This window comes from Halostagnicola alkaliphila (assembly GCF_055379965.1).
In genome coordinates this window covers 860,759-882,013 of sequence record NZ_AP043826.1, presented here as the reverse complement: position 1 = coordinate 882,013, position 21,255 = coordinate 860,759, and the positions used below count along the sequence as shown (strand labels likewise).

Annotated in this window: 16 protein-coding genes; 10 read left to right on the top strand and 6 right to left on the bottom strand. The window is 60.2% G+C overall.

The annotated features are described in order from the left end of the window. Positions 1-28: 28 nt before the first annotated feature. Positions 29-4,102, bottom strand: coding sequence for a PVC-type heme-binding CxxCH protein (locus ACZ5C7_RS09515; RefSeq protein ID WP_464376082.1), 4,074 nt, complete (start codon positions 4,100-4,102; stop codon positions 29-31). 943 nt (positions 4,103-5,045) lie between these two features. After that, positions 5,046-6,011 (bottom strand): sugar phosphate isomerase/epimerase family protein, encoded by a 966-nt coding sequence (locus ACZ5C7_RS09510; RefSeq protein WP_464376081.1) that lies wholly within the window; start codon positions 6,009-6,011, stop codon positions 5,046-5,048. A 197-nt stretch (positions 6,012-6,208) separates the two neighbouring features. Between ACZ5C7_RS09510 and ACZ5C7_RS09505 the strand changes: the two genes are divergently transcribed. The 10 genes from ACZ5C7_RS09505 to ACZ5C7_RS09460 all read left to right on the top strand — a co-directional run bounded on the left by ACZ5C7_RS09505 (position 6,209) and on the right by ACZ5C7_RS09460 (position 15,019). Continuing rightward, a complete protein-coding gene (locus ACZ5C7_RS09505) occupies positions 6,209-6,631 on the top strand; it encodes a RidA family protein (RefSeq protein ID WP_464376080.1) in 423 nt (140 codons plus the stop codon). 193 nt (positions 6,632-6,824) lie between these two features. Beyond that, positions 6,825-7,670 carry an FAD binding domain-containing protein gene (locus tag ACZ5C7_RS09500; RefSeq protein ID WP_464376079.1) on the top strand — a complete coding sequence of 282 codons (846 nt, stop codon included), beginning with the start codon at positions 6,825-6,827 and terminating at the stop codon, positions 7,668-7,670. After that, complete coding sequence (locus tag ACZ5C7_RS09495) at positions 7,667-8,158, top strand: (2Fe-2S)-binding protein (protein WP_464376078.1); 492 nt, start codon at positions 7,667-7,669, stop codon at positions 8,156-8,158. Before ACZ5C7_RS09500 ends, ACZ5C7_RS09495 begins: the two co-directional genes overlap by 4 nt. Then, a complete protein-coding gene (locus ACZ5C7_RS09490; protein ID WP_464376077.1) occupies positions 8,155-9,504 on the top strand; it encodes a xanthine dehydrogenase family protein molybdopterin-binding subunit in 1,350 nt (449 codons plus the stop codon). Before ACZ5C7_RS09495 ends, ACZ5C7_RS09490 begins: the two co-directional genes overlap by 4 nt. Continuing rightward, complete coding sequence (locus ACZ5C7_RS09485; RefSeq protein WP_464376076.1) at positions 9,497-10,537, top strand: xanthine dehydrogenase family protein molybdopterin-binding subunit; 1,041 nt, start codon at positions 9,497-9,499, stop codon at positions 10,535-10,537. The genes ACZ5C7_RS09490 and ACZ5C7_RS09485 overlap by 8 nt, the downstream gene beginning before the upstream one ends. Next, positions 10,534-11,205, top strand: a complete 672-nt coding sequence (locus ACZ5C7_RS09480; RefSeq protein WP_464376075.1) for a cyclase family protein — start codon at positions 10,534-10,536, stop codon at positions 11,203-11,205. Before ACZ5C7_RS09485 ends, ACZ5C7_RS09480 begins: the two co-directional genes overlap by 4 nt. A gap of 124 nt (positions 11,206-11,329) precedes the next feature. Continuing rightward, positions 11,330-11,767, top strand: a complete 438-nt coding sequence (locus tag ACZ5C7_RS09475) for an SRPBCC family protein (RefSeq protein WP_464376074.1) — start codon at positions 11,330-11,332, stop codon at positions 11,765-11,767. A 217-nt stretch (positions 11,768-11,984) separates the two neighbouring features. Continuing rightward, the gene (locus ACZ5C7_RS09470) at positions 11,985-12,920 is read left to right on the top strand and encodes an AAA family ATPase (protein ID WP_464376073.1); all 936 of its coding nucleotides are present in this window, start codon (positions 11,985-11,987) and stop codon (positions 12,918-12,920) included. Beyond that, positions 12,917-14,404 carry a VWA domain-containing protein gene (locus tag ACZ5C7_RS09465; RefSeq protein WP_464376072.1) on the top strand — a complete coding sequence of 496 codons (1,488 nt, stop codon included), beginning with the start codon at positions 12,917-12,919 and terminating at the stop codon, positions 14,402-14,404. The genes ACZ5C7_RS09470 and ACZ5C7_RS09465 overlap by 4 nt, the downstream gene beginning before the upstream one ends. Positions 14,405-14,812: 408 nt before the next feature. Beyond that, positions 14,813-15,019, top strand: a complete 207-nt coding sequence (locus tag ACZ5C7_RS09460) for a hypothetical protein (protein WP_464376071.1) — start codon at positions 14,813-14,815, stop codon at positions 15,017-15,019. A 616-nt stretch (positions 15,020-15,635) separates the two neighbouring features. Here ACZ5C7_RS09460 and ACZ5C7_RS09455 read toward each other — a convergent pair. The 4 genes from ACZ5C7_RS09455 to ACZ5C7_RS09440 form a co-directional block, all read right to left on the bottom strand. Beyond that, positions 15,636-16,526: a 3-hydroxyacyl-CoA dehydrogenase family protein gene (locus ACZ5C7_RS09455; RefSeq protein WP_464376070.1), complete on the bottom strand. Its 891-nt coding sequence runs from the start codon at positions 16,524-16,526 to the stop codon at positions 15,636-15,638. A 93-nt stretch (positions 16,527-16,619) separates the two neighbouring features. Then, the gene (locus ACZ5C7_RS09450; RefSeq protein WP_464376069.1) at positions 16,620-18,287 is read right to left on the bottom strand and encodes a thiamine pyrophosphate-binding protein; all 1,668 of its coding nucleotides are present in this window, start codon (positions 18,285-18,287) and stop codon (positions 16,620-16,622) included. 108 nt (positions 18,288-18,395) lie between these two features. Then, positions 18,396-19,535, bottom strand: coding sequence for an acyl-CoA dehydrogenase family protein (locus ACZ5C7_RS09445; RefSeq protein WP_464376068.1), 1,140 nt, complete (start codon positions 19,533-19,535; stop codon positions 18,396-18,398). A 56-nt stretch (positions 19,536-19,591) separates the two neighbouring features. After that, positions 19,592-21,214 (bottom strand): AMP-binding protein, encoded by a 1,623-nt coding sequence (locus ACZ5C7_RS09440; protein WP_464376067.1) that lies wholly within the window; start codon positions 21,212-21,214, stop codon positions 19,592-19,594. Between the last annotated feature and the right edge of the window lie 41 nt (positions 21,215-21,255).

Here is a 21,255-nt window from a genome sequence, read left to right as displayed (position 1 = left end):
AAAATTGTAACGACGGGTGCTCGCTTACCTACTCGTCGCTTTCGACGACGACGTCTCCCGACATCGTGTCGGGATGTGGTTCACAGAGATACTCGGTCATCTCCTCGCTTGCGACGAACTCGACCGTCTCCGTCTCGCCCTCGTCAGTTATCCCGTCGGTCGACACGATCGACTCCCTGTCGTCGTCGAGAACTGCGAAGTTGTGGAATACCCCGTCGGTGTTGGTCCATTCGACGGTGTACTCGTCGTCCGCTGCCAGTGTGAGAGTCGGGTTCTCCTCGCCGTCGATTTCCTCCGGAGCGACGCCGACCCAGTGATCGAACTCGCCCTCGAGTTCGATCACCTCATCGGGGTCGAGCACATCCGCCGGAACGTCCTCTTCGTCGTCCTCGTCTTCCAGTTCGAGGTGTTGAACGATGCGATTGTAGACCAACTCGAGCCCGCCCTCCGCGGCATCACCGGACTGAACGAGCGACACGTCGTCGAACCAGGCGGTTCCGGTCGATTCGCCCCAGCCGCCGAACAGGGCGTTGATGGTCAGCTCCTCGTTGTTCCCGCTATCGAACGTTCCCTCGACTTCCGTCCAATCGGTATCGCCGTCGACCGCGTCGGTCAACGAATCTTGGCCGATTTCGTGGACGTTGAACTGGGCACCGTACCCCGTCCCCGCATCGAGGTCTTCGGTTCTGATCCAGCCGCTGAGGGTGTACTCGGTGTTTGGCTCGACGGAAACCGTCTGACTCCACGAGATGTCGGCTCCGTCGTCGGAGTCGATTCGAGCGCTGTAGTCGCCGGTGTTGGCCGTCGAGTCGTCGTGCGAGAACTCACCGCTTCCGCCCCAGGTGTTCGTTTCCCAGTCGTCGGGACTGTCGTTGTCAGCATCCTCGAAGGACGGGTTGCTGAGCAGGTTCGGCATATCGTCCTCGTCGTCTTCATCGTCTTCGTCGTCGTCACCCACCTCCGCTTCGTACGTGGTAACGAACCCGTCAGCGTGCTGGGAACCGCCGGACGACGCCGCATCGACCAGCAGCGTATCTTCGGCATTGTCGTCCGTGCTAAGCACGTCGAAGATCTGCTCACCAACCTCGAACGACTCCGGCACCTCCGCGAGTTTGAGGAGCGCCCACATCCGCACGCGTTGATCGTCGTCGTTCAATACGTCGTTCTCGAGGATAGCCTCGCGCGTCGCTTCCGAGCCCGGCAGGACCCGTACCGCGTTCAGGCGGACCCCATCCGACGGATGGGTTAGGGCATCCTTCGCGGCGGCCAGCGCCTCGGTATCCGTCCCTTCCTCGAGAAGACCGAGCCCGTGAAGCGTCCAGAGCGCGTGAATTGCGCCGGGGGTGAGCCCCAGTTCGTCCTGTGCGTCGTCGTCGATCAGCTCGAGGAGGTCGTCGACGACGTCGTCCTCGCCGCGTTCGACCAGGAGCCGCTGGGCGGTGAGTCGCCAGAACATGTTGTCGTCGGTCAAGGCGTCGACCAGTTCGCCCGGATCGGCGTCGCTCAAATCCTGGGGCTGGGTTTCGACGTCGTCGCCGTGGGTAACGCGGTAGAGCCGAGAGTGGGAATGGTCGCGCAGATCGGTCTCGTAGGCGTTGCCATCACCCGTCTCGTACCCGTCCGGCGTCGGATTGTGTTGGAAGACGTAATTGTACCAGTCGATGTACCACACCATTCCGTCGGGACCGACGTTTGCATACGTCGGAGAAACCCACTCGTCGTTACTGCTTACGAGGTTGTTGTGGTTGACAGCCGTATACCCCGCGCCGTCCTGTTCTAAGAAGAAGGTTCCCAGCAGTTGACCTGTCCCTTCGCCGACAAAGCCGGTCCGGTTCCAGTACTGCTCGGGATACTCGCGTGCGGTGTATATTTCGTGATCCGTCGCCGCCGTGAAGCCGCCCTGCTGGTCGACTTGCCGTACTCGGTCGTGAATCGGCAGGATTCGATTGTCGTCGTCGGTTCTGCTGTAGTTTTCGCCGAGGATACTGGGGATGTCGTTCGCCGAAAACCCGTTGACCAGGTCGTAGTACCGCTCCGGAATAGCCGAGTACGCGGTCGGATGCGTCCCGCTGGTCGCAGCGGAGACGAAGAGGAGTCCCTCCTCGCTGAAATCGAGCCCGGCCGTGTTCGTCGGCAAGTCACCGATGTGCTCGAGTTCGGAGCCGTCGGGTCTGAATCGGAAGATCGACTGATCGAAGGAATGGTCTTCGTCGCCGACGGTGCCGTCGAATCCCGCGTAGCCGACGGCGCCGTACACCCAGTTATCGAGACCGTAGGTGATCTGGTTGAGCGAGGCGTGCGTGTCCCAGGTTCCGAACCCGGTGAGCAACGTTTCCTCGACGTCGGCAACGCCGTCTCCGTCCGTGTCCCCGAAGTAGACCACTCGACCTTCGTCGTGGTTGTCCTCTATCTCCGAGACGATCACGCCGTCTTCGTACGGTGTCAGACTCAGGGGGATAGAGAGGCCGTCCTTGAAAACGGTGAATTGGTCGGGCTCACCGTCGCCGTCGGTGTCGTCGCAGACGAGGATTTTGTCTTCACCACCGCCCGCATTATTCGGATAATCGGCGGTGAGCGAGATCCAACAGCGTCCTCGAGCGTCGAAGGCCATATCCAGGATGTTTCCTTCCAAATCCTCGGGGAGCGTTTCTTCGCTCACGTAATGGTCGATATCGAACTCGGCGTTCGTGATCGTATGAGAGAGCGACTCCGAAACGTCGAGCGGGTGTTGCATTCGAGCCCACGAATCGTCTTCGAGGACTTCTTCCGGCGGCTCGCCGGGTCCGTAGAACGGAACGTCCGCCTCGACGAATTCCAGTTCGTCCAGAACGCGGGTGTCGTCGGCGATCGTGTCTTCGTTGCCCGTCGTCCAGCGAATCGCGTTTTCGACCTTCTGCTTGAAGCCGTTCGTCGACCACACGCCGTCGTCGTGTCCCCAGGCGGTGTAGAAGACCCGACCGTCCCCCTGCTCGCGAACCCAGGTAAAGGGCTCTTCCTCGTCGTCCTCGTAGTCTCCGCCGGCACCGTGGGCGAGGACCTCGATATCGTCGTTCAAGTTCATGTGCCTGTACGTTTCCTCGACGGCTTCGATTTCCTCGACGCCGTCAAAGACCGGATGGTCCGGCCGAATGCGATCGGTGGTCATCTCCTCGTGACCGTGCCACTCGAACTGACCGCCGACGAGTTCGATGAACCGGTCCGACCCGGTGAAGGAAGCGGATGCGCTGTGTACGGGAACGAAGCCGCCACCGTCTTCGACGAAGTCGATTACGGCATCCTCTTGCTCGTCGGTCATCTCGAGGCGGTTTCCGTACACCATCAGCGCGTCGTAATTGCTGAGCGTCTCCGCATTGAGGTCGTCCTGTCGCTCAGTGTAGACGGCTTTGATCCCACGATTCAACAGGTACGGCGTGAGCTCGACGACGAGGTCTTCCGAATAGTGTGTGGCACCGTCTTCGACCCCGCCGAGGTAGAGGACCTGAATCCAATCGTCGTCGATCGGGTCTTCGGGTTCGCCGATCTCTATGGTCCCGCGCATCTCGTCGGGGTGAGAACCGCAGTGATATTCGGCCATCTCCGCGGTCGCCGTGAACTCGACGGTCTCCGTTTCGCCCGCTTCTGCGGTCCCCTCGGACGCGAGTAGCTCGCACCCCTCGTCGTCGCGAATCGTGAAATTGTGATGAGACCCGTCGGTGTTCGTCCACTCGAGGGTGTACTCTTCACCAGCGATCAGCGAAAGGGTTGGATTCTCCTCGTCTTCGATCTCAGTCGGCGAGACGCCGATCCACCGATAGGTGTGATCTTTGCCTGTCGGCGGTCCAGCGTGGTCCGGCGGCCCTTCTCCGTTTGCGTGGTCCGGCGGACCGGCGTGATCCGGCGGTCCTTCTCCGTTTGCGTGGTCCGGCGGGCCAGCATGATCCGGCGGACCGCCGAGACATCCGTTCTCCTTTTTTACAGCCTCGAGTGTGATTTCGTGTCCGCCCTGTGCACCGACCTGGCCGGTGAAACCGGTGAGTCCAGCGAGACCGAGTCCGCCTGTCGCTCGCATGAACAGCCGTCTGTTGAGACTAACCGGTAGTTCGCCGCTATCAGTGTCTGTCATGTCAACACACACCGCACCCATCCATGCAGGAATATAAATAATTACCGAAAATTACTGAGTTAGTGATTTTCACTATATTTTCTCTAATTCAACCGAAGGAAATGCGCCGGAATGAACCGATTTGTTTACTCGAGACCGCTAGCGAAACGGTAGTCTCGACACGAACAACAACCTATTTTGGAGGTCCCCTTCACAGAGCGTCTTCCATTACGCCACCCAGGAATAGTAAGAACGAATAATAGTACCGATTAGCACCGAAAGGTTCAGATATATTCCCGTTCGCAACGTTCTCAACAAATATTACCAATTCAATCACTCATCCGTTCGTTGTTCTCTTCTATTACGCAATGTACGTGATATCTGAAATAGGAAACAAACTCGTGGACCAACGGCGATCGATCGGCTGGAACTGAAACGCGGATCGTCGTTGACCGATTCAGAACTGACCTTTCAACAATTGCTGTGAGTCTACTAATCGATTTCGAGTGTCGATTTGCATACTTCGTACAATTCCTGCACGAATCGGCCAATTGACGGGAAAATCATCGCCGAGGTGCCGACGTGAAGTTATCCCAAACCTCCGTTGTCGGTGCGATGAGCAGACTCTGTCATTTCTGAAACGTTCCATACTGCATTATCGGTTACATCCATACTACTGTAATTATATTCACGGCACACCCGAACAGACGTTCTTGAATAGCAAAACGTCATCATCAGAGGGAATTCCCGTTGATTTTGACCGATGCTTACCTTCTATGGTGCCATGTGAGCGAAATTACTAGTACAATAGTTCTCTAATACAGAACACGCCGTCGGATCGACTTGTATCCGCGCGAGCACAGGTTCTACGCCGAACGAACGATTCCCAGTAGTTCAGCAGTCCTGTTGAACCGAGGGACACGGTGAAGGTGACTCGGCGCAGAGCGAACGCGTTCGTTCTGTATTACGCCCAGTATACGTCACCCGGACTCGTTTCGAACACGGCGCGATTCAAGACGTCGATCGCTTTCTCGAGGCCTTCGCGCGAAGACGTGAGCGAATCCTCGTGTTCGATGGACAGTGCGCCGTCGTAGCCGACCATCCGAAGCGTCGAGACGATATCTTTCCAGAACGCTTCGCCGTGGCCGTAGCCGATCGATCGAAACAGCCACGATCGGTCGATCTCTTCGGTGTACGGGGTGGTATCGAGAACCCCCTTTTCGCGGACGTTGTCGTCGTACACCTTGGTATCCTTGGCGTGGAAGTGATGGATTGCATCCGCCCGTCCCAGGTTTCGAATCGCGGTCTCGATATCGATCCCCTGCCAGATCAGGTGCGACGGATCGAGGTTCGCGCCGATCCGATCGTTCGTTCGCTCGCGGAGTTCGAGCAACCCGTCCGGTTCGTAGACGAACATATTTGGATGCATTTCGAGCCCGATATCGACGCCGTGCTCGTCGGCGTAGGCCGCTATGTCGGTCCAGTAGGAGTCGGCTACCTCCCACTGATACTCGAGCGCGTCGAGGTGTTCTCCGGGCCACGGAGCCGTGATCCAGTTCGGAACGGAATCTTCCGGCCCGCCGGCAGGGAGTCCCGAAAACGTCGTAACCGTGTCGACGTCGAGTTGGCCGGCCAGCCGAATCGCGTTTCGGAGTTCGTCGTCGGCCTCCCGTGCCCGGTCTTCGTCCGGGTGGAGTGGATTGTTGTGCGTGGCTAACGCGGAGATGGATAATTCGTGTTCCTCGAGTTGTGACTGCAGGGTCGCTTGCGCGTCCGAGTCGTCGAGATACTCCTCAGGCGAGAGATGATCGTCGCCGACGAACCCGCCGCAACCGAGTTCGACGGCGCCGACATCGCGATCAGCGAGGTATGCCAAACAATCGTCGAGCGATTCATCAGCGAGTGCAACTGTCAGGACACCTACGTCCATAGGGGATACTACTCGAAAGCCTATAAAAAGATTGGCACCGTTCTGCACGGATCCGGCGACAGTAATCCGAAAACGGGCACGTTCAATCCTCTCGCAAGTAAATACCGCCATATCGCCGATCTGGTATTTGAGTCGAATCAGCGGTCACACTGGTCAGTCAAATTATATACGGGCGGGCAACGTTCCTCCGAGCGACGATGAAAAAGACAGCTGTTAATCCGGAAACCGGCGAGTGGGCAGACCACGACGTCGCCTATTCGGACGGCGTTGCGATCGAAGCCCCCTCGCACACACGCGTGCTCGTCTCGGGGATGATCTCGAGCGAGCCGGGCCTCGAGGCCCAGACCAGGGACGTGTTGAACGCCATAGAAGCCGTCCTCGCGAAGTTCGATGGGAGCATGAAAGACGTCGTCCGCGTTCGGGTCTATCTCAAGGAGCCCCACATGGACGAAGCGAATCTGGAGACGGTACACGACGTCCGCAACGAGTTCTTCGTCCAGGAGCACTACCCCGCAAGTACGCTCGTCGAAGTCGAAGGTCTGGTGGACGACGCATCCTTGATCGAAATCGACGCGGATGCGATTATTCCCGACACGGAGTGGGAGACCGAAACGATATAAGCGACATGTCTCCAGTAAATCCGCGAAACCGCTTCGTAGTTCCAGCGGGAGAGCAGCGCAGACGACTGCTGAACGGAGATATCGAGTCGTTCGACTGGTCTCGAGTGCACGCAAGATTTAATTAGCACGGGGTTGACCACCTGTGTAGTGTTTGCAATTACCATAGTGGTCACAGACAACCGGTGGTGGTGAAATGGCCATCGAGGCGTATTATCGCCCAAAAACGCTCGAGGAGGCGCTCGATCTGTCGGCGGAGCATCGATCGTCCCTCGAAGTGGTTTCGGGAGGGACTATCGCGATGGTCGAGATCAACGACGGTCGGTCGTTTCCGGACCGCGTGATGGACATTCGCGACGTCGGCCTCGATTTCGTGGACTCGTCGAACGGAACCCGAACGCTCGGCGCGACCCTCACCTTAACGGGGGTTCTCGAGCGGGTCGACGAGCCGTTTCTTCGAGACGCTGCACGTCATACGGCCGGGTGGTCGATTCGAAACATGGGAACCGTGGGCGGAAATCTGTTTTCTCCGCCGCCGCTCGGTGATTTCGCCGTCGCGCTGTTGGCTCTCGACGCCGAGGTCAAAATTCAACGGCGAGACGGGCATCGGTGGATCGCGTTACCGGCGTTCTACGAAGGACCGAAATCAACCGCAATAGAGCCCGACGAGTTGGTCACGGAGATTCGATTTCCGTTACCCGACGGCGAGACGACGTACACGAAATACACCCGAAGCCAGGAGCCGGCGCGGTCGATAGTTACGGTCGCCGCGACCATCGAACGGCGAGACAGAATCGTCGAAACGGCTCGTATCGCCTTGAACGGTGCCGGACCGCATCCGGTACGGATGCACGGCGCGGAGGGCGTTCTCGAGGGAGAGCGTCTCGAACGCGCCGTGATCGAACGGGCCGCCGAAACGGCCGCCGAGGCGGCTGATCCGCCCGTAGGCCCCGTCGCCAGCGCGTGGTACCGCCGAAAGATGATACGCCATCAGCTCTCGGACGCGCTTTGTGACCTCATCACCCAGGAGAACGCACCATGAACGGAACGATCGTTGAATTAACGGTTAACGGACGAACAGTCGAAGAAATCGTCGAGCCGATGGAACCGCTTCAGTCCGTCCTCAGAGATAAGCTCGGACACACGGCGACGAAAACCGGCTGCAAACAGGGCGGCTGCGGGAGCTGTACCGTTCTCGTGGACGGCGAACCCGTCGTGTCCTGTTTACTTCCGGCCGAAGCCGCGGTCGGAAAAGAGATCACCACGCTCGAAGGGGTGACTCCGGACGACGGGTTAGCACCCATTCAGGAAGCGTTCCGCGATCACTTCGCCATGCAGTGTGGGTACTGTACCCCCGGAATGATCATGACGGCCGAGGCGCTCTTAGAGCGAAATCCGGACCCGTCTCGAGCGGAAATCGAAGACGCGATTTCGGGGAATATCTGCCGGTGTACGGGATACGACCCGATCGTGGATGCCATCGAAGCGGCTTCCGAGTCGACGATCGGCCAGGGGGATGACGGAGCATGAAGGAACTGCGCTCGGTCGGAACGTCGGTTCGCCGTCGAGACGGAGACGGCCACGTAACCGGCCAGACCGAATTCGTCGACGACCGGTCGTTTCCGGATTTGAAGCACCTTCACGTCGTCCGCAGTCCGGTTCCACACGCCGAGATCGAGGCGGTGGACACTTCCCAGGCCGAGGAGGTTTCCGGGTTCGTCACCGCGCTGACTCACGAAGACGTTCCCAACAACATCTACACCATTTTGCGACTGATCGACATCGGTCCGAACGAAGAGCCGCTCCTCGCCGAAGACAGCGTGCGGTACGAGGGAGAACCCATCGCCGCGATCGTCGCCGACACCAAACGCGCCGCGATGGAAGCCGCGTCGAAGGTCGAGGTGGACCTGACTGAACTTCCGGCTGTCTTCGACGTCGAGGAGGCTTTAGAACCCGACGCACCGACCTTGAAGGAGTGGGGGACGAACTACTTCGAGTACGACGGACACGAGTGTCGGCGGGTTCGATACGGTGACGTCGAGAAGGGGTTCGAGCAAGCAGATCACATCATCGAAGAGAGCTATCAGACCAGTCCCATCGAGCAAGCCCCAACCGAAACGACCGCCGCAATCGCGAAACCCGAATCCAACGGCCGCTTTACGGTTTATACGAACACGCAGGCGCTCTATTTCTCGCTGGACAACACGGCGATGATCGTCGACGTTCCGTTCAGCAAACTCCAGTTCGTCGGCGGAACGGTCGGCGGCGGGTTCGGCGGGAAGGTCGACGTGATCGTCGAACCGCTGGCGACGTTGGCCGCCAAGAAAACCGGCTATCCGGTCCAATACAAGTTCACGAGAGAGGAGGAGATGCAGGTCTCCTCACCCCGCGGAGCGTGGCGCATGTACTACAAGGACGGCGTCACCGACGACGGCGAAATCGTCGCCCGACAGGTCACCAGCTACGCCGACGCCGGTGCGTACAATCGTCACACTCCCTACGCCGTAACGAAACACGCCGCCAACGTCGGCGGACCCTACGACATTCCGAACGCCAAGTTCGACTGCTATTGCGTGTACACGACCAAACAGCCGAGCAGCGCCATGCGAGGGTTCGGCGTCACTCCAGCCTCGTTCGCCGTGGAAGGACAGATGGATAAAATCGCCGACGAGCTCGGACTGGATCGGTGGGAAGTGCGCTTCAAGAACGCCTATCAGAACGGCGACGTCACGCCCCACCGAAAGGAAGTCGAAGATGCAACGCTCATCGAAACGATGCAATCGGCGGCTGAGATGGTTGGCCGCGATCTACCGCCGGAGTACGCTACCATGAGTTCGTTTAAAGAACGAGAAAACGAGGAGGATAGCCGTGTCTAAACGCCGTGGAACCGGTCTCGCGACGGTCAACTACCCCACCGGCATGAACCTGGGGGGCGACCCGACGCAAGCGCTGATCCACAGCACCACCACGGGAAACTTCGTCGTCACCCTTTCGAGCACCGATCTGGGTCAGGGATTGAAGACGGCGATGGCACAAATCGCCGCGGACGCGATGGGCGTCCCGGTCGACAACATCATCGTCGACACCGGAGATACGGATACCGGCCCACACTGTATGGGGACGTTCGCCAGCCGCGGGACGCACCGAGCCGGAAACGCCGTCATCGACGCCGCTGACGAGGCTCAAGAAGTTCTCATGGAGGTCGCGGCCGAGGAGTTAGAAGCGGCGCCGAGCGATCTCGAACCCGACGGCGACGGAAACATCCACGTCTTGGGTGCGCCGGATCGCTCGATCAGCGTCATGGACGCGGCGATGGCCGCCCACTTCGAGCAGGGTCGAACCATCTCGGGGCGAGGGATCGGATTCAAACCGAAGAGCGACGTCGACCCCGAAACCGGCGAGATGGATCCCGACTCGACCGAAGCTCACGCGACCGTGGTGACGGAAGTCGAGGTGGATACCGAGACCGGCGAAGTGGACATCCTCACGGTGAAGGCCGTCTACGAGATCGGACAGATGGTGAATCCCGCGCTGGTTGACGGACAGATTATCGGCGGCGCTTGGATGGGGATGGCACACGCGCTGTACGAAACCACGGACCCGTACTATCCCGATATCGATCACAAGCCGGGAAGCTTCGACGAGTACAGCCTTCCGGGACCCAGCGAAGTCCCCGATATCGAGTACGAGGTGTTGGAGATACCGTCACAGACCGGCCCGTACGGGGTGAAAGGAATCGGGGAAATGTCCGCGACTCCACCGATCCCGGCGATCGTCAATGCGATCAAGGACGCCATCGGCGTTCAGATCACGGAGATACCGGTGACTCCTGAGGTGATACTCCGCGCGCTGGAGGACGAAGAAGAACCCCCCGTCGCGGAGTGTCAAGACGGAGGGGACGAACCGTGACGAGAATCGTCGATCTGTCGGTCCCTATCGGGGAAGAAACGCTGAGCCCGCCGTCCGTAGACAAAGATCTCGAGTTGACCACGCACACGAAAGGACCCGGGCACTGGCAGAGTAGCGAAGTGGACATGCTCCTTCACACGGGCTCGCACGTCGATTTCGAGCGACACACGGTAAAAGATGGAGAGACGGCGGCGGACGTTTCGCTAAACCGAGTTTGTGGCGACGCCTTCGTCGTCGACCTGAGCGAGGTCGGTTCGAACGACGAAATTACGAAAGCGGCCGTGATGGAGCGGGCGGCCGACGTTCGCGACGGCGACATCGTGCTGATTCGAACCGATTGGACTGATCAAGCGTGGGGAGAGTATCCGACCTATTACGACGAGTCACCCTACTGCGCGCCGGAAGCGGCCGAATGGCTCGTCGACAACGGCGCGAAAGCTGTCGGATTCGATTGTTTCAGCGAGTATCCGGCTCGCCTTCCGGACTTCGACTCGGAGGATTTCCAAGTCCACAAGGTCATCCTCGAGAACGGTGCGATACTCATGCAACACCTCACGAATCTGTCCGAACTTCCGACGGACACTCGAGTACCGTTCTATGGGCCGTTCATTACGGTCGAAGGCGGGGAAGGCTCGCCCGCCCGGTTTTTCGCCGTGCTCGAATCGTGAGCGCTCGGCTTCGGTAATCGGGTTACCGCCGTGAGATTCACCGTCGCGAAGGATACGAATTGGAACGACCGCCGTTGCACCGCCATCTTTAATATCCGTCTTGTTATATAATAACAAGCACAACATGACGTATCAACCGAGGGTAGTCGTTTCCCAAGTGATTCCAGGGTCGACGGAAGACGTCTGGGGGACGGTCCGCGATTTCGGTAGTATCGACGAGTGGCATCCGGTCATCACCGACTGCACGCTCGAGGAAGACGGTCCGGGCGACCGTGTCGGGTCGATCCGGAATTTCCAAGCGGGAGAGAAGACCGTTCGCGAACGCCTCGTTGCGCATTCGGATGCGGATCGATTCTATCAGTACACCATTCTCGAGGGTGGCGGAGCCAAGACCAACTATCACAGCGAGTTGCGGCTGATCCCGATCACCGAAACCGATCGGACGCTCGCGAAGTGGGTCGGGTACTTCGACGTCGAAGACGGTAACATGGACGACGCGAAGGAAAATCTCACTCCCGTCTTCACGGGGGGGTTGAACAACCTTCAGGAACAGTTCTCCTGATCGAACGCGTTCGCTGAGAACCCAGCGACGAAAAGTAAAATTCGTAACTGACTGGCTGACGATCGGTTACGGAAGATCGAAAATTTCGGTAACGGGGAGTTCCTCCTCCGGGAGAGACGACTTCTCAGAGACGTAAACGGGCGAGCGGTCGGATCGATACGACTGCAACTTTCGCCGGTCATAGTATTTTTGATGGTCGGGGTTGTTACTACGGAAAATGGGTTCTCACGAGCGATCATCGGCGTTTACCGATCTCACGGAGCAGGCTCTTCGAACGGTTCTCGACGAGACGGATTACGTCGCAGAAGACGATGTCGTGACGACGCTTTTGCTCACGCTCCGTCTCGGGAAACCCCTTCTCGTCGAAGGCGAGCCGGGGGGCGGCAAGACGGAGCTGGGAAAGGTGCTCGCGGAGGGGTTCGACACGGAGCTCATCCGGCTCCAGTGTTACGAAGGCCTGACGGCCGAGAACGCGCTCTTCGAGTGGAACTACACGAAGCAGCTCCTCTCCGTCCAGGCGGACGAACGCGGTGTGACCGACGGCGAGACCGTCTTCGACGACGCGTACTTGCTGGAACGGCCGTTGTTGCGCGCGGTCAATCACGACGGTGAAACGCCTCCTGTCCTGCTCATCGACGAGATCGATCGAGCCGACGAAGAATTCGAGGCACTGCTTTTGGAACTCCTCTCGGACTTTCAGCTGACGATTCCCGAATACGGGACCGTCCGTGCCGAGACGCCGCCGATAGTCATCATCACCTCGAACAGAACTCGAGGACTGAGCGACGCGTTAAAGCGCCGGTGTCTCTTCCTCCATATCGGGATGCCGAGCTTCGAGAAGGAACGAGAGATCGTCCGTCGAAAAGTCGAGACGCTCGAGGGAGACTTCGCGGACGAGATCGTGGGCGTCACGCAACGATTGCGCGACGAGACGCTACTCAAGCAGCCGGGGATAGCCGAAACGCTCGACTGGGCTCGAGCCGTCGCCGAACTCAAGAACGGGGGCGACGGCTCGCTTTCCCAATCCGATATCGAACGGACGCTCGGATGCTTGCTCAAAGAGGGAGCGGACACGAACCGAGTCGACGACGAACTCCTCGAAACGCTCTTGGCGGCCGGCGAACGCACGCGAACGACCGGTGGAGAGCTGTGAACGACGAACGCGCCGAAACCGCAGATTCGAAGCTGGATGCCGTTGTGACCCGACATCATATTGTGACGCGCGTGACGACCTTTGTTCGAGACCTGCGCCGCGCCGGAGCGGACGTCCCGGCGAACGCGGGTGTCGACGCGATGGAGGCGCTTACGGTCGTCGGGATCGAGGACCGACGCCGAGTTCAGGTCGCACTCCGGACGACGCTCGTCTCCAGCCAGGCGGATTCGGAGCTCTTTGACCGGCTTTTTCCACCGTTCTGGGACACCTTACGGGAGAGAGTAGGCACGAGGGACGAGGAACGGGATCGCACTCGAGGGCAGGATGGACGGGCGACCGCTGCAGCAGCGACACGATCGGCCCACTCCGACGAGACACGCGACGTTCGGTCGTCCGATTCGGGGTCGTCCGATTCGGGGTCGTCGACCAATCGGACGGAGCTATCGAAGTCGGCACCAAACCGGCATTCCGACGACGGGTCCCAGGAATCGCCAACAGAACGGACGGTCGAACGAAGCGATACCGAGCCCAACGGGATCGAGTCCCGATCCAGTCCGCCGTCGGACTCGAACATTGATCGCCGCCGGACCGATGTTGGAGAGGGTGTCGATAGTGACGACGGTGGAGACGATACCGGACAATCGACGGCGTCGGCGTACAGTCGGATCGGTAGCTCTACGCCGGTAGACGTCGGTGACGTAACTGACGCCGAGAGATTGGACGAGGCCGTAGAGAAGGTTAGGCGTTCGCTTTCTACAGTACAACACAATCGGTGGACTCGAAATACCACGGGCAACCGAATCGATATGCGACGAGCGCTTCGCCGGGCGTTCGCCACGGGAGGAACGGTCACCGAAGTTCCGCGCCAGACCCGGCGAACGACGAGGGTACAGTGCTTGCTACTGGTCGACGTTAGTCGATCCGTCCTCGATACCATCAACCGAGGATTCCTCATTCGGTTTCTCCGTTCGGTGTCAGAGGTCTTCCACAGCGTTCGAATATTCGTTTTCGACACCAGCGCTCGAGAGGTTACCGAGCAGTTCGAAGCGGCGTCAGCGGCCGACGCCGTCCGAGCGTTACAGCGTGCGGAGACCGAATGGGGAGGCGGTACCCGGATCGGACATGCGATCGAATCGATACGGCGAACGTCACCGTACGCAGTCGACCGATCGACAACGGTTTTCGTGATCAGCGACGGCTTGGAAGTCGGCGAGATCGATCTCCTCGAGGAAGGAATAGCGTGGCTCGCACGGCTATCGAGCGCACTCCTGTGGTTGAACCCGCTGGCTGCGTCACCCTCCTACGAGCCCACCGTGGAAGGGATGGCCGTATCGCTGCCATATCTGGACGGGCTGTTCGCGTTTACCGATATCGAAGACGTAGAAGAGATAGGTCGCCAGTTGCGGATTCGTAATCCGGGGACGAAACTGGGGTACCAGCACGACCAGCGGCGTCGAAACGATCGAGCAGTGGACGGCTCCTGAAGAATAGCAACCGGGAACACCAGTATACCTCGAGGACTCGCGAATAATCCATTAGAAGTTACTTCCCGTGTTGAGGACGGAACATCACCGGAACATCTGAACGAGATACCGCTCGAGGATTTCCGAGAGCCTCCGGAGGAGGTCGAGGGAAAAACCGACGGAGCGGCCATTGGCGGCGATCGCGTACAAAGACGGGATGACAAGACGGAACTCGACGAGTGATACGACGCCGAACGTCGAACGATCTACGGTCGGTTCAAGCGCCTCGAGTCGGAGTCGCTCACGCAGACCGTCACCGATGCGGATCGATCCGGACGGCCTCGAAAGCGATCCGAAGCACAGCACGAGCAGTTCGAGCGGACGGGACGCGAACCACCGACGGCGATCGGGTACGACGCCTCGGACTGGATGCCCGAACTGACTCGACAGTATCTCGAGGAGACGGACGACGCGGAGTGTTCGATTTCGAGCTGTCGACGACTGACGAAAGAAGCGGGGCTGGGTTACGAACCGGCACGGGAAAATCCACGGTTCCACAGCCGAACTGACGCGCCGGAGGACCACACGAGACGCGGCGGCCGATGGACCACACGAGACGCGGCGGCCGATGGATGACATCGTAGGCGGTCTCGTGTGAGCGGTCGGGAGTGAGCGACTGAGCGTCGAACTGTTCGGGTCGTTACCGAAGGTCGCAGGCGAGAGGCCAAGTAATTCGAGTAGCCAGTTCTGAAGGTACCGCGGACGGAATCGGAACGTCGTTTTCGCGATGACGCGTAACTGTCGCCGACTGAATTCGGAGACGATTCGGAACGGAGGACTTGGCGGGCGACCACGTGATGAACGGTGTCTTCGAGAGTAGTAAACGACCGCGGGCGCGGTGGCCCGGGGCACTCTGCCTGTTTTCATCATAGATCCGTTCGAATGTCCGTGACTGCCCGTTCTCCCGGAGGAGGCCAAAGTATTCAGAGAGAGAAGATGCAATAGGGTCAGTATTGATACACACTCAATTAAGCGTCGTCGCTTCGACGGCGTATACGAAGAGATCGCTGCGAACATCGATATCGAACGCTTCACGACGGCGTTCGTTCAGCAGTCGCTCGAACGTTCGGGTTCTACGGTCGAAAACGGGGCGTAAGACGTCGATATCAGTCAGAGTATAGCCGATTAGATTGGTTCGTGTCGCATTTGTTAGTATCGTTTTGTTTGGTTTTTGTACGATCCGCTCGAGCGTTCAATCGGAGTTATCTTCCCGATCACCGCTCGTGCCGACGCGCTCGCCGTCCTCCCAGACGTAGAATCCCTCGCCGGACTTCTTCCCGAGATTTCCCGCCCGGACCTTTCGGCGCAACGTCTGCGGAGGCCTGAATCGCTCGCCGAGTTCCTCGCGAAGGTGTTCGGCGATGTGTAAGCGGACGTCGAGGCCGACGTGGTCGGTCAGCTCGAGCGGTCCCATCGGATAGCCGTAGCCTATTTTCATCGCCTCGTCGATATCCACGGGGCTGGCGACGCCCTCTTCGACCATTCGGATCGCTTCGAGGCCCGTCGCGACGCCGAGCCTCGAGGAGGCAAAGCCGGCGCTATCGCGGACGACGACGTCCTCCTTCTCGATATCGCGGACGTAGTCGACGGCGAATGCTTCGGTTCGATCGTCGGTCTGTTCGGCGACGACGATTTCGACGAGATCCATGATGTGCGGCGGGTTGAAAAAGTGGAGACCGACGGCTCGCTTGGGGCGCTCGAGCGCGCTGGCCATCTCTGTCACCGACAGCGAGGAGGTGTTCGACGCGATAACGGCGTCATCGTTCGCGGCGTCCTCGACGTCCGCGAAGACGTCCTTCTTGAGGTCCATCTCTTCGGGAACGGCTTCGACGACGAGGTCGGCATCCTCGACTGCCGCCTCGAGATCCGTGGTCCCGTCGATTCGCTCGAGGGTCGCTTCCATCTCCTCGGCAGATACCTTTCCGCGGTCGACTCCACCCTCGAGGTTCGAACGGATCCCCTCGATCCCGTCCTCGACGAATTCCGGTTTGATGTCCCTGAGGACGGCCTCGTGGCCCGCCATCGCCGAGACCTGCGCGATTCCGTGGCCCATACTCCCGGCTCCGAGCACAGCGATTTTCATGTGGACGTGGACTCGGAGCACGATCAAAAACGTTCTCCTTCTCGAGTTGATAGAGCGGTGATGCGGCCTATTCTTGCCCGATAACCGCCACACTCATTCGGCCATCCACTCGCTCGCTTGCGGTTCCCGCGGGTCGGTTGGAACCTCGACGAGCGTCGGTTCGTCCGCGTTAACGGAGTCGGCGACCGCCGTTCGAATCTCCGCCGGCGTCTCTGCGCGGCGAGCGGTCATTCCGAGACTGTTCGCCAGCGAGACGAAATCGATCGGCGCGTCGGGCCAGGCGTACGCGTCGTCCTCGAGTCCGTACGATCGACCGGCTTCCTCGCTGATGATCGCGTAATCTTCGTTTCTGAACACGACGACGGTGATCGGGAGTTCCTCGGCGACGGCAGTATGAAGTTCGTGAACGCACATCATGAGGCCGCCGTCGCCGATCAACACGACGACGTCCCCCTCGGGGTTCGAGAGTTGTGCACCGATTCCCGACGGAAGCGCGAGTCCCATCGACGCCCACGAGCCGGGGTTGACGTACGATCGAGGGCCGTACGCCTCGAACACGTTGAGAGCCCAGACGCGAGAACCGCCGGCGTCAGCCGTCACGACGGCCTCCCGCGGAACGGCACTCCTGACGGCCTCGAGTGCACTTACCGACGTCAGCGGCGGCGTCGATACGCGAAGTTCGTCGATCCAATCGCTCGTCGCCTCTCGAACCGCGGTTGCACGTTCCGCGCCGCTCCGGCTCGCCTCGGCCGTCTCCACGCGCGTTCCGACGAACTCGCTCCCCTCGAGAGCCCCGGCGAGTTCCGAGAGCGCGACGGTCGCGTCGGCAACGATCCCCACCGTCGGTTCGTACCCGTTGCCCAGATCGCCGGGATCGAGCGTGACGTGGACGATGGTGTCGGGAAGGTCGACGCTCCACCCTCGAGTCGCGTGTGCATCGAGGTCCGTGCCGACCGCGAGCACTGCGTCGGCCGCCGCGAGGCACTCGAGCAGTTCTGGAGACGCGCTCCCGGAAAGCGTTCCCGCGGAAAATTCCCAGTCCTCGGGGACAACGCCCTTTCCTTTGTAGGTGGTGACGGCCGGCGCATCGAGAATCTCCGCGACGCGCTTGAGTTCCTGACTCGCGTTCGCCGTCCGAACGCCGCCGCCGGCGAGGATAACCGGCGACTGGCTCTCTCCGAGCGCGTTCCGTGCGGCCTCGATATCGGACTCGGAAACGCCCTCGAGATGCTCGCGACTGTACTCGCCGGGCGTTGCGACCGGAACGTCCTGCGGAAGAAACGGTTTCGGGATACCGACTCGGACCGGGCCGTACGGCGGCGTCATCGCGATCGCGATGGCTTCTTCGACGACGGCCGCCGTACTTTCCGGCTGGTCGACCAAGACGTTCGCTTTGACGACGGTATCGTACGTGTCCGGTGGCGTCTCGTGGATTCCGTCGCCCCCTCGCAGTTCGGGGCCCGTCTCGACGGCGAAGTGAATCAGGGGCGTGCAGTCGTTGAACGCGTTTTTCAAGCCATTCATGGCGTTCATATCGCCCGGTCCGGGGACGACGACGGTCGCGGCGAGGTCGCCGCCCGCCTCCGCGTACCCCCACGCCTGGTGGGTAACCGCGGTTTCGTGTCGGGCCATCACGAAGCGAATATCGTCCCGGCCGTCGATCGTCTCGTTCAGTGGAAGCGTCTGCTTGCCGGGGATACCGAAGACGGTATCGACCCCGTTCGCGACCAGGCGATCGACGACGGCTCGACTGACGTTCATACGTCTACCCTTGTGAACGAACCACTTAGCGTCTCTGCCGAGTGACCCAGTACGAGGAAGAGCGGCCTCGAGTCGACAGCAACTGCTCGGACCTGGGAATCAACCGAGCTACAGAAGCTGGTCGGAGATGATGTTCTTCTGGATTTCGGAGGTCCCCTCGTAGATTTTCGTGATCCGGGCGTCTCGGTAGTATCGCTCGGCGGGATAATCGGAGACGTAGCCGGAGCCGCCGTGGACCTGGATCGCCTCGTCGGCGACGTCGACCGCGCGTTCGCTCGCGAACAGCTTCGCCATGCTCGAGAACTGAGCGGCGGTGTCCTGATCGTTCTCCTCGACGGCGGTCGCCGCGCGGTAGGTGAGCGAGCGGGCGGCCTCGACGTTGGTCGCCATCTCGGCGAGTTTGTGCTGAATCGCCTGGAAGTCCGCGATCGGTTGGTCGAACTGCTCGCGTTCGTCCGCGTACTCGAGGGCCGAATCGAGCGCGCCCTGTGCGGCACCGACGGCCTGGGCGGCGACGCTGGTTCGACCGGAGGCGAAAAACTCCATCAGCTGGTAGAATCCCTCGTCGACGTCGCCGATGACGTTCTCCTCGGGGACCCGAACGTCGTCGAGGACCAGTTCGGCGAGGTCCGACGCGTGAATCCCGAGTTTGTTGGTGATCTTTTCGGCGGAGAGCCCGTCCGAGTCGGTCGGGACGAGGAAAGCGGTGATTCCGCGGTGGCCCTCGTCGGGACTCGTCTTCGCCATCACGACGGCGACGTCGGCGACGGTCCCGTTCGTGATCCACATCTTGTTGCCGTTAAGAACGTACTCGTCACCTTCTTTCTCGGCGACGGTCTCGATGCCGGCGACGTTCGAGCCGTGTGCGGGTTCGCTGATCGCGGAGGCCGAAGCCGTTTCGCCCGCCGCGATTTTCGGCAACCACTCTTCTTTCATCCACTCCTCGCCGAACTCGATGATCATGTCCGTCCCGAAACCCGCGCTACCGACCGCGGAGCCGATTCCGGGATCGGCCCGCCAGAGTTCCTCGGTGACGAGGACGCTCGAGAGCTTGTCCATACCCGCACCGCCGTAGTCGATCGGAATGTTCGGCGCGACGAAATCGTATTTCGCCGCCTCCTTGCGGATTTCCTCGGGATACGTTTGTTCTCGGTCGTACTCCTCGGCGACCGGTTCGATCTTGTTCTCGCCGAACTCGCGAACGGCATCGCGGATTGCGCGATGCTGGTCACTCAGCTGGAATGCCATGCGTTTCGTTACGTTCCGGCCGAGAAAAAAGCTTTGTTAGTCGGTTTCACCCACGGTTACGCGTCGTCTCGAAGCTTGAACTTCTGGACTTTTCCAGTGGTCGTTCGCGGCAATTCCTCGACGAACCGGACCTCTCGAGGGTGTTTGTACGCGGCGAGTGCCTCAAGGCAGTACGCTTTGATCTCCGCGGGCGTCGACTCGGCGTCGGGGGCAGGGACCACCAGCGCCTTGACGGTTTCGCCGCGGCGGTCGTCGTCCACGCCGACGACGGCCGCGTCGGCGACGGCCTCGTGCTCGAAGAGCAACTCCTCGATCTCACGCGGGTAGACGTTGTAGCCGCCGGTGACGATCATATGCTTTTCTCGGTCGACGACGTAGAAGAAGTCGTCTTCGTCGCGATATCCGATGTCACCCGTGTGGAACCACCGAGTGCCGTCCGCCTCGGTGAACGCTCTCTCGTTCGCTTCGGGCAACTCGTAGTACCCTTTCATGACGTTCGGCCCCGAGACGACGAGTTCGCCCGTTATTTCGTCGAGCGAGACGGATTCGTCGCTCTCGTCGATGGGACCTGCTTCGACCGGTGGAATCTCCTCGAAGGGTCCGTCTTCGGACGGCTCGTCGCCGTCCGAACGGTCAGCGGAATTCCGTTCCGCGCTATCGACGATTTTCGCGTCGACGCCCTCGAGCGGCTTCCCGATACTCCCCTTTCGACGCGCATCCGGAAGGTTCGCGTGGGTAACCGGACTCGTCTCGGTGAGCCCGTACCCCTCGTTGAGTTGGGTCTCGAACAGGTCCTCGAAGCGCTCAAGCACCTCGAGGGGAAGACTCGAGCCGCCGGAGTTGACGAACCGGAGCGAAGCGAAGTTTCCCGTTTCGGCGTCGGGCTGGTTGATCATATCGTTGAACATCGCGGGAACGCCGAACATAACCGTGATCGCTTCGGCGTCGATCAGGTTCATTACGGTCGGAGCGTCCCACTCCGGGACGGGGTAGTAAGTCCCGCCGCTATACATCGTGCCGTTCATGACGACGGACATCCCATAGATGTGAAACAGCGGGAGCGTCCCGATCAGTCGATCCGAAGACTGGAACCCGCCCGGCGGCACGTCGGCGTTCGCTCGCGTCGTCCACGCCAAATTGTGATGGGTCAAGAGGACGCCCTTCGGCGTCCCCGTCGTACCCGAGGTGTAGGGTTGAACCGCGATATCGTCGTCGGCACGGTCGACGATTTCGAGGGCGTCTTCGGTGAGAAAGTTTTCGAACGGGATCGGATCAACATCGTCGGCGACGCCACCGACGCTGACGACGTCTCGGATATCGGTGTCGTCAATCACCTCGGTTATTTCGGGAACGTTGCTCGCGAGGCTCACGACTGCCTTCGCGCCGCTGTCGGCGAGCAGGTGGCTGATCTCGCGAGCCTTGTACTGCGGGTTCATCGGGACGACAACGGCGCCGGCGCGAAGCGTTCCGTAGAACGCTGTCACGAACTGCGGAAGGTTCGGGAGATAGATCCCGACGCGATCACCTTCGCCGATTCCGCGGTTCTCGAGGGCCCGCGCAAACTGTCCCGCCCGCTGCCAGAACTGTTCGTAGGTTAGTTCCGTCCCATCGAACGCGATTGCGACCGACTCGGGTACCGATTCGACGGTCGCTGCGACGTCAGTAACGAGATTCGTCATCCTTGCGTGAGAATAGCACGAATATTACAAAAGAATTGTTA